15 protein-coding genes are annotated in these 12,287 nt (G+C 70.7%); 12 read left to right on the forward strand and 3 right to left on the reverse strand.

Going from position 1 to position 12,287, the window contains the following annotated elements; all coding sequences use genetic code 11:
- Positions 1–10 precede the first annotated feature (10 nt).
- The 4 genes from ITJ60_RS05970 to ITJ60_RS05985 are packed head-to-tail and all read left to right on the forward strand — an operon-like array spanning position 11 to position 3,687.
- Positions 11–658, forward strand: a complete 648-nt coding sequence (locus ITJ60_RS05970; RefSeq protein WP_111083581.1) for an ABC transporter permease — start codon at positions 11–13, stop codon at positions 656–658.
- Positions 645–1,922: an ABC transporter ATP-binding protein gene (locus ITJ60_RS05975; protein ID WP_194647295.1), complete on the forward strand. Its 1,278-nt coding sequence runs from the start codon at positions 645–647 to the stop codon at positions 1,920–1,922. The genes ITJ60_RS05970 and ITJ60_RS05975 overlap by 14 nt, the downstream gene beginning before the upstream one ends.
- Positions 1,919–2,680 carry an ABC transporter permease gene (locus tag ITJ60_RS05980; protein ID WP_194647296.1) on the forward strand — a complete coding sequence of 254 codons (762 nt, stop codon included), beginning with the start codon at positions 1,919–1,921 and terminating at the stop codon, positions 2,678–2,680. The genes ITJ60_RS05975 and ITJ60_RS05980 overlap by 4 nt, the downstream gene beginning before the upstream one ends.
- Complete coding sequence (locus ITJ60_RS05985; protein ID WP_123671359.1) at positions 2,677–3,687, forward strand: glycine betaine ABC transporter substrate-binding protein; 1,011 nt, start codon at positions 2,677–2,679, stop codon at positions 3,685–3,687. The genes ITJ60_RS05980 and ITJ60_RS05985 overlap by 4 nt, the downstream gene beginning before the upstream one ends.
- Here the strand turns inward: ITJ60_RS05985 and ITJ60_RS05990 are convergent.
- Positions 3,674–4,309: a TetR/AcrR family transcriptional regulator gene (locus ITJ60_RS05990; protein WP_194647297.1), complete on the reverse strand. Its 636-nt coding sequence runs from the start codon at positions 4,307–4,309 to the stop codon at positions 3,674–3,676. The genes ITJ60_RS05985 and ITJ60_RS05990 overlap by 14 nt on opposite strands.
- A gap of 80 nt (positions 4,310–4,389) precedes the next feature.
- Here ITJ60_RS05990 and ITJ60_RS05995 point away from each other — a divergent pair, with 80 nt between their 5' ends.
- From ITJ60_RS05995 to ITJ60_RS06005, 3 genes are read left to right on the forward strand one after another with little or no spacing between them, the layout of a single operon-like run.
- On the forward strand, positions 4,390–5,136 hold the full coding sequence (locus ITJ60_RS05995; RefSeq protein ID WP_111083576.1) for an ABC transporter ATP-binding protein: 747 nt from the start codon (positions 4,390–4,392) through the stop codon (positions 5,134–5,136).
- Positions 5,133–6,410, forward strand: coding sequence for an ABC transporter permease (locus ITJ60_RS06000; RefSeq protein ID WP_194647298.1), 1,278 nt, complete (start codon positions 5,133–5,135; stop codon positions 6,408–6,410). The genes ITJ60_RS05995 and ITJ60_RS06000 overlap by 4 nt, the downstream gene beginning before the upstream one ends.
- Before the next feature lie 26 nt (positions 6,411–6,436).
- On the forward strand, positions 6,437–6,964 hold the full coding sequence (locus ITJ60_RS06005; protein WP_194647299.1) for a GNAT family N-acetyltransferase: 528 nt from the start codon (positions 6,437–6,439) through the stop codon (positions 6,962–6,964).
- A 32-nt stretch (positions 6,965–6,996) separates the two neighbouring features.
- Here ITJ60_RS06005 and ITJ60_RS06010 read toward each other — a convergent pair whose 3' ends face one another.
- Positions 6,997–7,272: a hypothetical protein gene (locus ITJ60_RS06010; protein ID WP_123339397.1), complete on the reverse strand. Its 276-nt coding sequence runs from the start codon at positions 7,270–7,272 to the stop codon at positions 6,997–6,999.
- Positions 7,273–7,374: 102 nt separating this feature from the next.
- On the opposite strand from ITJ60_RS06010, the gene ITJ60_RS06015 reads away from it, so the two are divergent.
- Genes ITJ60_RS06015 through ITJ60_RS06025 form a run of 3 tightly spaced genes read left to right on the forward strand, consistent with a single transcriptional unit; the run spans position 7,375 to position 9,978 of the window.
- Entirely contained in the window at positions 7,375–8,043 is a 669-nt protein-coding gene (locus tag ITJ60_RS06015) for a hypothetical protein (RefSeq protein ID WP_111083572.1), read from the forward strand.
- A gap of 40 nt (positions 8,044–8,083) precedes the next feature.
- Entirely contained in the window at positions 8,084–9,529 is a 1,446-nt protein-coding gene (locus tag ITJ60_RS06020) for a phytoene desaturase family protein (RefSeq protein ID WP_194647300.1), read from the forward strand.
- Between the two features lie 5 nt (positions 9,530–9,534).
- The gene (locus tag ITJ60_RS06025) at positions 9,535–9,978 is read left to right on the forward strand and encodes an SRPBCC family protein (protein ID WP_194647301.1); all 444 of its coding nucleotides are present in this window, start codon (positions 9,535–9,537) and stop codon (positions 9,976–9,978) included.
- A 75-nt stretch (positions 9,979–10,053) separates the two neighbouring features.
- Here the strand turns inward: ITJ60_RS06025 and ITJ60_RS06030 are convergent, their stop codons facing one another.
- Positions 10,054–10,872, reverse strand: coding sequence for a shikimate 5-dehydrogenase (locus ITJ60_RS06030; protein WP_194647302.1), 819 nt, complete (start codon positions 10,870–10,872; stop codon positions 10,054–10,056).
- 78 nt (positions 10,873–10,950) lie between these two features.
- Between ITJ60_RS06030 and ITJ60_RS06035 the strand changes: the two genes are divergently transcribed.
- Positions 10,951–11,889: an NADP-dependent oxidoreductase gene (locus ITJ60_RS06035; protein WP_228509875.1), complete on the forward strand. Its 939-nt coding sequence runs from the start codon at positions 10,951–10,953 to the stop codon at positions 11,887–11,889.
- 147 nt (positions 11,890–12,036) lie between these two features.
- A complete protein-coding gene (locus tag ITJ60_RS06040) occupies positions 12,037–12,231 on the forward strand; it encodes a PspC domain-containing protein (protein ID WP_111083567.1) in 195 nt (64 codons plus the stop codon).
- Positions 12,232–12,287: the final 56 nt, after the last annotated feature.

Genomic DNA, 12,287 nt, shown 5'->3' on the forward strand with positions numbered 1-12,287 from the left:
GCGCCCACCCGTGTTCCAGTACGTCGTGGAGCGATGGAGCCAGATCTGGTTCTCGTCGTGGCAACACTTCTCACTGGTGGTCCAGTGCACGGTGCTCGCCACGGTCATCGCCGTGGTGCTCGCCACACTCGTCTACCGCAGTCCCCGCCTGACCTCCGTCGCGAACGGGGTGTCCGCCATCGGCCTCACCCTGCCGTCCTTCGCGGTCATCGGCCTGCTCATCGTCCCGCTCGGCTTCGGCGTGCTGCCGTCCGTCGTGACGGTCGTCTTCTTCGCCGCGCTCCCGATCCTGCGCAACGCGGTCGTCGGCCTCGCCGAGATCCCGCCGAGCGTGGTCGAGTCCGCGCGCGGCATCGGCATGAGCCGGTTCCGGACCCTCGTGCAGGTCGAACTGCCGATGGCCTGGCCGATCATCCTGAGCGGCGTCCGCGTGTCCGCCCAGATGGTGATGGGCATCGCGGCCATCGCCGCGTACGCGCTCGGCCCCGGGCTCGGCGGCTTCATCTTCTCCGGACTCTCGCGCCTCGGCGGCGCGAACGCCCTGTACTCCGTGGTCGTCGGGGTGGTCGGCGTCGTCCTGCTCGCCCTCGTCCTCGACCTGCTCCTCCTCGGCCTCGGCCGCCTGACCATCTCGAGAGGTATCCGTGTCCAGCACTGACTCCGCCACCACCACCGCGCCCGACGGGGACGTCACCGGCCGCAGCATCCTGCTCGACGAGGTCACCAAGCGGTACCCCGGACAGACGAAGCCCGCCGTCGACGGCATCACCCTCGAGATCCCGGCCGGCAAGATCGTCATGCTCGTCGGCCCGTCCGGCTGCGGCAAGACGACGACCCTCAAGATGATCAACCGCCTGATCGAGCCCACCGAGGGCCGCATCGTCGTCGGCGACGACGACGTGACCGGCATCGACGCCGACGAGCTCCGCCGCCGGATGGGCTACGTGATCCAGGCCGGCGGGCTCTTCCCGCACATGACCGTCGCAGCGAACATCGCGATCGTGCCGAAGATGCTCGGCTGGTCGAAGGAGAAGATCGCGGCGCGCGTCGACGAGCTGCTCGACCTGGTCTCGCTCGACCCCGCCACCTACCGCGACCGCTACCCCCGCGAACTCTCCGGCGGGCAGCAGCAGCGCGTCGGCGTCGCCCGGGCGCTCGCCGCGGACCCGCCCGTCCTGCTGATGGACGAGCCGTTCGGTGCGGTCGACCCGATCACCCGGCAGCGCCTGCAGGACGAGCTCCTGCGCATCCAGGAAGAGCTGCACAAGACGATCGTCATCGTCAGCCACGACTTTGACGAGGCCGTGAAGCTCGGCGACTGGATCGTCATCTTCACCGAGGGCGCCCACATCGTGCAGTACGACACCCCGGAGCGGATCCTGGCGGAGCCGGCGAACGAGTTCGTCGAGAACTTCATCGGATCGGGCGCCGGGCTGAAGCAGCTCACCCTGAACCGCGTCCGCGACGTCGAGGTCGTCTCCGCGGTGACCTGCTCCCCCGGCGAAGAGGCGAAGGCCGTCCTGCAGCGCATGCAGGAGGCCGGGGGTCACGGGCACGCCGTCGTGGTCGACCGTCGGCAGCGGCCGATCGGCTGGCCGTCCCGCCGGCAGCTCGAGCGCCTGGACCGGATTCCGGACGGCTTCGACCCGGAGCTGCCCATCGTGGGCGAGGCCTCGACGCTCAACGACGCCCTCGACACCATGCTCGTCTCGAGCGCGGGGGCCGCACTGGTCACCGGTCGGGGCGAGGCGTTCCGCGGTGTCATCACGGTCGAGGTAGTCATGGAGGCCATCACCCGGTCGCGTGCGGCAGCGGCCGACGACCGCGCGTACACGCCGGTCGGCACGAACACCAACCAGATCGAGACGCTGCCGTCCTCGCCGGCCGCGCCCGTGATCGCGCCCTCCGGGGAAGACCTGTGAGTGCTGTCACCGCCGGACCCGCCACCGGCGCCAGCACGTCCTGGAAGGGCCTGCTGTTCCAGCCGATCGCGATCCTGGTCGTGCTCGCCGGGTTCGCGGTCTGGCTCGCCGCGGCCGACCTCACGCCCACCGAACGCACGACGCTCAACCCGGCCGACATCCTCGACCTGACCGGGCAGCACCTCGTGCTGACCCTGCAGGCGACGGTGCTCGTGCTCGTGATCGGCATCCCGCTCGGCATCGTGCTCACGCGCGGTCCCCTCCGCCGGGCGAGCCCGTACGTGCTCGCCGTCGCGAACTTCGGGCAGGCGGCCCCCGCTGTCGGCCTGATCGTGCTGCTCGCCGCGTGGCTCGGCCTGAACAGCTGGTCCGCCGTGGTCGCACTCGTGCTCTACGCGATCCTGCCGGTCCTCCGGAACACCATGATCGGCGTGCAGAGCGTCGACTCACGCCTCGTCGAGGCCGGCCGTGGCATGGGCATGAGCGCGTTCAGCGTCCTGATGCGCGTCGAGCTGCCCCTCGCGGTGCCGGTCATGCTCTCCGGCATCCGGACGGCGCTCGTGCTGCTCGTCGGCACCGCGAGCCTGGCCACCTTCGTCGGTGCCGGCGGCCTCGGTCTCCTCATCACCACGGGCGTGACGCTGTTCCTGCCGAAGGTGCTCGTCGCCGGTGCGCTGCTCGTGGCGCTCCTCGCCCTCTCCATCGACTGGCTCGGCCGCGTGGTCGAGACCGTCGCACGTCCGAAGGGACTCCGATGAACCGCCGTACCCGCCGCCTCCGCCGCGGGGCCGCCGTCGCACTCGCCGGTGCCACTGCGCTCGTCCTGGCCGGCTGCGGCCTGCAGCCCGCGACGTCCTTCGTCCCCGAGGCCGGCCCAGGCACCATCGAGCGCATCGACGACCTGCCGGACGGTGCCCACATCACCGTGACGTCGAAGAACTTCACCGAGCAGCTCGTGCTCGGCAAGATCGCCGTGCTCGCCGCGAAGGCCGCCGGGTTCGACGTCACCGACGAGACCAACGTGCCGGGCAGCGTCGCCGTCCGCGAGTTGATGACCTCGCACGGTGCGGACTTCACGTACGAGTACACCGGCACCGCCTGGCTGACCTTCATGGGCCACGCCGAGGGGATCCCGGACAAGACCGAGCAGTGGGAAGCGGTCAAGAAGGAGGACGCCGGCAACGGGCTCACGTGGCTGAACCCGGCGCCGATGAACAACACCTACGCGTTCGCGGTGCGGGACGAGGCGGTCAAGGAGCTCGGCGACATCACGACCCTGTCCGACATCGCGAAGCTCCCCGTCGACCAGCGCACCTTCTGCGTGGAGTCGGAGTTCAACTCGCGTGCCGACGGGTTCAAGCCGATGCTCGAGAAGTACGGCTTGGAGCTCGGCGGTTCGGGCGACAACGGGATCCCGAGCGACAACGTCAGCATCCTCGACACCGGCACGGTCTACACGGCCACCGACCGGGGCAAGTGCAACTTCGGCGAGGTCTTCACCACCGACGGCCGCATCAAGTCGCTCGGTCTGACCGTGCTCGAGGACGACAAGGGCTTCTTCCCGGCGTACAACGTCGCGCCGGTGCTCGACTCGGCCACGCTCAAGGAGTACCCGCAGCTCGCAGACGTCTACGACCAGATCTCGCCGAAGCTCACCGACGCGGTGCTGCAGGAGCTGAACCGTCAGGTCGACGTTGAGGGGCGCGAGCCGGCCGACGTCGCGTTCGACTGGATGGTGAAGGAGGGGTTCATCACGAAGCCGTGACGGCGATGCGCGCAGCCGTGTCGCGGATCGACGCGACGACGCGGGCACGGACCTCTTCCGGGTCGGAACCCTCGTGCCGCGCCGAACTCCGCAGGCCGGTCATGCACATGCCGAGCAGCATCTCGGCGGCCTGCGGGGTCGCGGCGTCCGGCCCCCACGCCGGATCGCGTTCGAGGATCGTGCGCACCGCACCCGTCATCGCCTCGGCCACGGTCGTCATCCGGCTGACCTGGCGGCGCATGAGCTGCGGGAAGCGCACGATGACCTCCTTCCGGGCGAGCCGCTCGTGCTCGTCGCCGAATGACGAGCCGAACACCAGGAACGCCAGGTCGACCACGGCCTGCGCAGCCGGCTCCCCCGCGACGGTCTCGAGGTGCGCTGCCAGGGTCTCGGCGTCCAGGTCGAGCTCGGTGTGCCCGAGGACCGCGTCCTCCTTGCTCTCGAAGTAGTTGAAGAACGTGCGGGGCGACACCTCGGCGCGTGCGGCGATCTGTTCGATCGTGGTGTGGTCGATGTCCTGCTCGAGCGCGAGGGACCGAGCCGCCTCCGCGATGCGGTGGCGTGTCTCGATGCGCTTGCGGTCGCGCAGACCCATCTCGGTGGCGGGCGCGGTGTCGGGCATGGCCCGACTGTAACCGGAACGTCACATGATCTACAGCAAACGCAAACTTGCAGTCGTGCAGCGGACACTACGGTGGGGCAATGACCACTCCCGTGCTCGAGGCCCGTGACCTCGCCAGGACCTACGGCCGAGGCCCGACGCGGTTCGACGCGCTCAAGGGGGTGTCACTCCAGGTGCACCAGGGCGAGAGCCTGGCGATCGTCGGCAAGTCCGGATCGGGCAAGTCGACGCTCATGCACCTGCTCGCACTGCTCGACAAGCCGTCGACCGGGCAGGTCCTGCTCGACGGGACCGATGCGGCGACCCTCGGCGCGCGGCAGGTGAACCGCACGCGCAACAGCACCTTCGGGTTCGTGTTCCAGCAGTTCTTCCTGACCCCCAAGACCTCGGTCCTCGACAACGTCGTGCTGCCGCTCAAGATCGCGGGCGTCTCCGGAGCCGAACGGAAGCGCCGCGGCATGGCGGCGCTCGACTCCCTCGGTCTGGCCGACAAGGCGAAGAACGACGCCAACGACCTGTCCGGCGGGCAGAAGCAGCGCGTGGTCATCGCACGCGCGCTGGTCGGTGAGCCGAGCGTCATCTTCGCCGACGAGCCGACCGGCAACCTCGACACGAACACCGGGCAGGTGGTCGAGGACATGCTCTTCGGCCTGCAGCGCGAACGCGGGATCACGCTCGTCGTGGTCACGCACGACGAAGAACTCGCGGCCCGCTGCGACCGCAGCGTCAACGTCCGCGACGGACTCATCGTCGGTGGATCGGACGGCACGCCCACCGCCGGTGCCGCGGTCGACCAGCAGGCCACGCACGGAAGGCACTCCGCATGAACTTCCTCGACCTGGTCCGCACCGCGGTCTCGAACACCTTCCGGTCGAAGCTGCGCACGACCCTGACCGTCATCGCGATCTTCATCGGCGCCTTCACGATCACGCTGACCTCGGCGATCGGCACGGGGGTCAGCAACTACATCGACACCCAGGTCTCGTCGATCGGCGACACCGGTTCCCTGACCATCACGAAAGCCGTCGACACCGCGTCGACCGACAGCGGCCCGGCCAAGTACGACCCCGACGAGTCCGGCCAGAGCGTCGACCGCGGTCCGGCGTCGTTCTCGTACCTGTCGCAGTCCGACGTCGACGACATCCGCGCGATCGACGGCATCAAGAGCATCCGTCCGGCGGTCGCCCTGGCGCCGAAGTACGCCGAGCACGGCGACGACGGCAAGTACGTCGTCTCCCTCACCGCCAACGCGGGTGAGCTCGACGCCGACCTGGCGAGCGGGAAGCAGCTCGACGACGACACCGACGCGAACCAGGTGATCCTGCCGACGAACTACCTGGAGAACCTCGGACTCGGCAGCGCGAAGGCCGCCGTCGGCGAGGAACTCACCTTCGCGGTGGACGACTACCAGGGCAAGGAGCACACCCTCACCGCGACGGTGGTCGGTGTGCAGAACGAGTCGCTGTTCGGCGGTGGTGCCGGGGCGAACGCCGCGCTCACCGACGCGATGCAGGCCGCGCAGGAGATCGGCAAGCCGGACTCGATCGCGACCTCGTACGCCAGCGCCACCGCGACGCTCGACTCCGGGGCCTCCGCGACCACGGTCAAGAAGGCGCTGTCGGACGCCGGGTTCCTCGGGCAGACCATCCAGGACCAGCTCGGCCAGTTCCAGACCGTCATCAGCGGCATCGTCGGGGTCCTGAACGCCTTCGCCGTCATCGCCCTGGTGGCAGCGGGCTTCGGCATCATCAACACGCTGCTGATGAGCGTGCAGGAACGCACTCGCGAGATCGGCCTGATGAAGGCGATGGGCATGGGCGGCGGCAAGGTCTACACGCTGTTCTCGCTCGAGGCGGTCTTCATCGGGTTCCTCGGCAGCGCCATCGGAGCCGGGGTCGCGATCCTGCTCGGGACCGGCATCTCGAACGTGCTCGCCGGCACGCTGCTCAAGGACCTGCCGGGCCTGCAGATCATGCAGTTCGCGCCGAGTTCGGTGGCGACGATCATCCTCGTCGTGATGTTCATCGCGTTCCTCGCCGGCACCCTCCCCGCACGCCGCGCCGCGCGGCAGAACCCGATCGAGGCACTCCGGTACGAGTAGGGCCCGGCGTGCATAGTCTCTGACGGGTGGCGGCATTCGGGCGGGACCTCGGCGACGGGTACACGCTGACGCTGCGCGACCTGACGACGGTCGACCCGGTGCTGGAACTCGTGCGCGCGAACCTGGACCGGCTGCGGGCGGCCGAACCGTGGGCGTGGGATCCGCAGGACCGCGACACCATCGGACTGCACACCGAACGGCTGCTCGGCCAGTTCGCGATGGACCGCGCGCTCCCCTGCGTCATCCGCTCCGACGACCGCATCGTCGGGGTCGCGTCGCTGACCTTCGACCCGTACCTGGGCCAGGCGTCACTCGGCTACTGGGTCGACGCCGGACACGAGGGCCGCGGTGTCGCGGGGCGAGCCGCCGAGGTCCTGGTCGAGGTCGCGCGGGCACGCGGCACCGCACGGCTCGAGATCCGGACCGGCGTCGACAACGTCCGCAGCCGCGCGCTCGCCGAACGGCTCGGGTTCGCCCTTGAGGGGACCCTGCGGGGTGCGCTGCCGCTCGGGCCCGTCCGCGCCGACGTCGCCGTCTACGGCCTGCTGCTCTAGGCGAGACTCCCCGCCGCCCCCGTGCGCGTGCGTCAGGAGCCCTGCGTCGCCCCCTGCCAGACCGCGAACACACCGCCGACGACCGCCAGCACGAGCAGCAGGATCCAGACGGCGAGCGCGATGAGGTTCAGGAAGATCCCCCAGCCCGCACGACCACGGGCGAGCGGTTCCCGGCTGCGCGACGCGACGCCCAGGCACAGCCCGACGATCGGCGCGACGAACGTCCAACCGGCGAGCAGCGAACAGATCCCGAGCACGAGGCTCGCGGTGCCGAGACCGGTGCGGGGGGACTCCGTGTACGTGACCATGCACCCGACGCTACGGAACCACGCGGGGCGTGTCGTCCCTCCAGGGCGTGATCCGGGTCCACCTGCCGACGGATGGTCACCGGACGCCGGTATCGTCGGAGCATGGCCTTGTTCGGACGACGCAACCACGACGTGCGCGATCGACCCATCAGCCAGGTCGAACTGAAGCGGGCCGTCGACGAGGGGTTCCTCATCGCGAAGGCCGCGGTCACGATCGCGGTCGGCAACCGGATCATCACCAACGCGCTGCGCGACCAGGGGTACTTCGACCACGCGCTGATCGCCGAGGCCGCGCGTGAGGAACTCCACCGCATGGCCGAGGAGCAGCGGGGCGACGCCGCGCGCATGCGGGAGATCCGGTCGACGTCGAGCAAGTCGAAGGGCCGTTCACGGCACCAGCACGACTACCGCCGGGGTGACGACCTCAAGCTGCGCACGCGCGAGGCGACGTACGAGCAACTCGCGACGATGCTCGACAAGCGCCGTGACGACCAGCACTTCGTCGACGGCATCGTGCTCGCCGCCCGCGCCCGAGCCTGGGACGACATCGGCACCACGGTCGTCGGGCGCCTCGGCTGGGCCCAGCGTCCGGCCGACGACTACGAGATCGGCCGTGACGACCGCCTGCAGCAAATGCTCGACGAGGACTTCGCGACGTTGCTGGCCGAGCACCCCGTCGGCTCGACCCCGGTCGACGCCGACGAGCCGGACGACGCCGACGGCGACGAGGACGGCTCCGACCCGGCCGACCCCGACGTCGCCCGCCCCTGAACCGGGGCCACGCGCAGACACGAGTCCCTAGGCTCGGACCATGGTTGATGCGGTGGTGATCGGGGCCGGACCGAACGGACTCGCAGCGGCGGTGACGCTCGCCCGTGCGGGCCTGTCCGTCGAGGTGGTCGAACGGAACGACACGATCGGCGGTGGTGCGCGCACCGCCGAGCTCACCCTGCCGGGGTTCCTGCACGACGTCTGCTCGGCCGTGCACCCGATGGCGCTGCAGTCCGAGTTCTTCCGGCTGTTCCGGATGGAGCAGCGCATCGAGCTCCGTCTGCCCGAGGTGCAGTACGGGCACCCGCTCGACGGGGGGCGCGCGGGCATCGCGTACCAGGACCTCGAGCGGACGGCCGCCGAGCTCGGTGTGGACGGCCCGGCCTTCCGGAACCTGATGGGCCCGCTCGCCCGTGCGGCCGACCAGGTCGCCGACTTCGCCACCGACGCCCTCCTGCACGTGCCGCGGCACCCGCTCACGGTGCTGCGGTTCGGCCTGCGCGCACTCGAGCAGGGCAGCAGCGTCTGGAACGCCCGCTTCCGGCAGGACGCCGCCCCGGCGATGGTCTCCGGGGTCGCGGCGCACTCCATCCAGCACATGCCCTCGCTGTCGACGGCCGCCGCGGCGCTGTCGCTCGGCGCCTACGCGCACGCCCGCGGCTGGCCCGTGCCGATCGGCGGCAGCCAGGCGATCGTCGACGCGCTCGCCGACGACCTCGTCGCGCACGGCGGACGGATCGTCACCGGGCACGAGGTCCGGTCGCTCGGTGACCTCACCCCGGCGAAGGCGGTGCTCTTCGACACGAGTGTCCCCGGCATGCTGCGGATCGCCGGCTCGCAGATCCCCACGCCGAAGCGCGGTGCGCTCCGCCGGTTCCGGTTCGGCAACGCGGCCGCGAAGGTCGACTTCGCGCTGTCCGACCCGGTGCCGTGGACGAACGAGGCGCTGCGGCGGGCTGGCACGGTGCACATCGGCGGGACACGAGCCGAGATCGCCGCGGCGGAGGGCTCGGTCGCACGCGGCCAGCACGCCGAACGGCCGTACGTGCTCGGCTCCGAGCCGACCGTCGTCGACCCGACCCGTGCGCCGCGGGGCAAGCACGTCTTCTGGGCCTACGCGCACGTGCCGGCGGGGTCCGACGTCGACCAGACCGAAGCGATCACGCGCCAGGTCGAACGGTTCGCACCGGGGTTCCGCGACACGATCCTGCACACGTCGAGCCGGACGGCCGCGCACATGGCGGACCACAACCCGAACTACGTCGGCGGCGACATCGCCGCGGGTGCCGCGAGCTTCTGGCAGCTCGTGAAGCGCCCGGTGCTGTCCAGCGACCCGTGGCGGATGGGCGGCGGCATGTACCTGTGCTCCGAGTCGTCCGCGCCCGGCCCCGGCGTGCACGGCATGGCCGGTTGGCGTGCCGCGAAGAGCGCTCTCCGGCACACCTTCGGGCTGCCCGACGACGTCGACCTCACCCCGGAAGGCTGATCACCATGGCGAAGAACGTCCGCATCCTGCACTGTGCTCCCGAGGACGTCTTCGACGTGCTCGGCGACGGCTGGCTCTACACGACCTGGGTGGTCGGCGCCTCACGCATGCGGAAGCAGGAGGCCGGTTGGCCGCAGGTCGGCACGCACCTGCACCACTCGTTCGGTGCCTGGCCGCTCGTCATCGATGACGTCACGACCTCGTTGGTGTGGGACCCGCCGCACCGCATGGTGATCCAGCCGAAGGGGTGGCCGATCGGTGAGGCCCGCGTGGAACTGACCGTGGAGCCGCACCGCAAGGGCTGCAAGGTGACGATCGTCGAGAACGCGGTTGCCGGTCCGGGCGCCTACGTCCCCGACTTCCTCATGCAGCCGCTCATCTGGGTCCGGAACCACGAGACGCTGCGCCGCCTCGGGTGGGTGGCCGCCGGACGCGCGACGAACGCCTGAGACGTCCCACGAGCCGGACGGGAGGCCCGGGGGGGCGCCGCCCCGGGCCGCCCGGCCGGCTTCTGGTCGCGTCGACTACTCGGCGCGCGAGAACTCGCTGGCGCGCGCCACCTGGTCGTCCGTCAGGGCGACGCCGGTGTAGCGCTCGAACTGGCGCGCTGCCTGCAGCGCGATGACCTCGGCGCCGGTGATGACGTGCTTGCCGGTGTCCCGCCCCGCACGGACCAGCGGGGTCTCCGACGGGAACGCGACCACGTCGAAGACCGTGTGGGCCGCCTCGATCCGGTCCTGCGCGAAGGCGAGCGCGTCCTGCTGGTCGCCCCGCATGCCGAGCGGCGTGACGTTGACCACCAGGTCGGACTCCCCCGCCTCGCGCTCCTCGGCGACCCACTCGTAGCCGTACTGCGACGCGAGCGCCGGGCCGGTCTGGTCGTTGCGGGCGACGACCGTCAGGCGGTCGAAGCCGGCGCCGCGGAACGCCGCGGTGACGGCCTTCGCCATGCCGCCGGAGCCGCGGAGCAGCACCCGGGACGCGGTGTCGACGTCGTGCGACCCGAGCAGCGCGGCGATCGCCTCGTAGTCGGTGTTCGATGCGGTGAGCACGCCGTCGTCGTTCACGACCGTGTTCACCGACTGGATGGCGGCGGCGGACTCCTCGACGTGGTCGACGAGCGGGATGATCGCCTCCTTGAAGGGCATCGACACCGAGCAGCCACGGATGCCGAGGGCGCGGATGCCGGCCACGGCGCCGGGCAGGTCGGTCGTGGTGAACGCCTTGTACAGGAAGTTGAGCCCGAGCTCGTCGTACAGGAAGTTGTGGAACCGGGTGCCGATGTTGCTCGGCCGGGCCGCGAGCGACATGCAGACCTGCATGTCCTTGTTGAGGATGGGCATGGGGCCAGTCTCCCACCGTCGTACCGATGGAGCGGTCCACGCGGACCGTTCGTCATGCTCGGGGTACCGTCGGACGCGATGACTGAGATCCCGGAGACCATGCGCGCCGTCCGCTTCCACGAGTGGGGTGACCGCTCCGTGCTGCACGTCGCCGAGGTCCCCGTCCCCGAGGCCACAGCCGGTCGGGTGCTCGTCCGGGTCCGCGCCGCCGGCATCAACCCGGGCGAGTCGGCGATCCGCCAGGGGCTGTTCGACGGCGGGTCCTCCGACGCGCTGCCGTCCGGTCAGGGCACCGACTTCGCCGGCATCGTCGTGGCCGTCGGCGAGGGCGTCGACGGCGTCGACGAGGGTGAAGAGGTCCTCGGGTGGTCGTGGGACCGCGCGAGCCAGGCCGAGTACGTCTCGGTGCCGGCCGAACAGGTCGTGCAGAAGCCGCGACTGCTCGACTGGGCCGTCGCCGGCGGGCTCGACATCGTCGCCACGACCGCTGCCGCAGCCGTCCGTGCCGTCGACCCCCGACCCGGCGAGACCGTCGTCGTGTCCGGTGCCGCCGGTGGTGTCGGCGGGTTCGTCACGCAGCTGCTGACGAACGAGGGCATCGACGTGATCGCGATCGCGTCCGAGGCGAACCACGAGTGGCTCCGGTCGAAGCGTGCACGGCCCGTTGCCTACGGCGAGGGCCTGCAGGAGCGCATCACCGAGCTCGCCACCAACGGCATCGACGCCGTCATCGACACGTACGGTCCGGAGTACGTGCACCTGGGGATCGCCCTGGGTGTGCCGGTCGACCGCATCGAGACGATCATCGCCTTCGAGGCTGCCGCCGAGGTCGGTGCGAAGGCCTCCGGCAGCGCGGACACGGCCGACCCGGAGATCCTCGGCGCCCTGGCGATGCAGGTGGCGAACGGCGAGGTGGAGGTGCCGATCGCGGCGACCTTCCCGCTCGACCGGGTGCAGGACGCCTACGAGCAGCTGGAGCAGCGGCACACCCGCGGGAAGATCGTGCTGATCCCCTGACGGACATCGGTGGTCGGGGCCCGGGCGTCCGGGGTCGTTCGGGGGTTGTTCCGGGGGCGCTCAGGGGTCGTTCGGGGGTTGTCCCCACCGTGCTCCGGGGTACTGCCCGGATGCCCTGGCTCGTCGCTGGTGCGTAGCGTCGTCCCCATGAGCACACTCTCCCGTCCCCGCAACGGCCGCATCCTCGCCGGTGTCTGCGCCGGCCTCGCCGATCGCTTCGGCCTGTCCCGCACCCTCGTCCGCATCGGCTGGGTGATCCTGAGCCTGTTCCCCGGGCCGCTGTGGATCGCCTACGTCGTCCTGTGGTTCGTGGTGCCGGCGGAGGGCAACACCCGCCGCTGAGCCCCGGTCCGTCCGGACGGGACCGGGCCCGGGGGCCGAGTTTCGCGGTGAGCGAC

The sequence above is a fragment of the Curtobacterium sp. VKM Ac-2884 genome (assembly GCF_015350945.1).
GTDB lineage: Bacteria > Actinomycetota > Actinomycetes > Actinomycetales > Microbacteriaceae > Curtobacterium.

Coding starts and splice junctions, on each gene's coding strand:
- ITJ60_RS06035 (WP_228509875.1), top strand. CDS start 10,951: ATGACTGAGATCCCGGAGACCATGCGCGCCGTCCGCTTCCACGAGTGG.
- ITJ60_RS06015 (WP_111083572.1), top strand. CDS start 7,375: ATGGCCTTGTTCGGACGACGCAACCACGACGTGCGCGATCGACCCATC.
- ITJ60_RS06040 (WP_111083567.1), top strand. CDS start 12,037: ATGAGCACACTCTCCCGTCCCCGCAACGGCCGCATCCTCGCCGGTGTC.
- ITJ60_RS06025 (WP_194647301.1), top strand. CDS start 9,535: ATGGCGAAGAACGTCCGCATCCTGCACTGTGCTCCCGAGGACGTCTTC.
- ITJ60_RS06010 (WP_123339397.1), bottom strand. CDS start 7,272: ATGGTCACGTACACGGAGTCCCCCCGCACCGGTCTCGGCACCGCGAGC.
- ITJ60_RS05995 (WP_111083576.1), top strand. CDS start 4,390: ATGACCACTCCCGTGCTCGAGGCCCGTGACCTCGCCAGGACCTACGGC.
- ITJ60_RS06030 (WP_194647302.1), bottom strand. CDS start 10,872: ATGCCCATCCTCAACAAGGACATGCAGGTCTGCATGTCGCTCGCGGCC.
- ITJ60_RS05985 (WP_123671359.1), top strand. CDS start 2,677: ATGAACCGCCGTACCCGCCGCCTCCGCCGCGGGGCCGCCGTCGCACTC.
- ITJ60_RS05990 (WP_194647297.1), bottom strand. CDS start 4,309: ATGCCCGACACCGCGCCCGCCACCGAGATGGGTCTGCGCGACCGCAAG.
- ITJ60_RS06020 (WP_194647300.1), top strand. CDS start 8,084: ATGGTTGATGCGGTGGTGATCGGGGCCGGACCGAACGGACTCGCAGCG.
- ITJ60_RS06000 (WP_194647298.1), top strand. CDS start 5,133: ATGAACTTCCTCGACCTGGTCCGCACCGCGGTCTCGAACACCTTCCGG.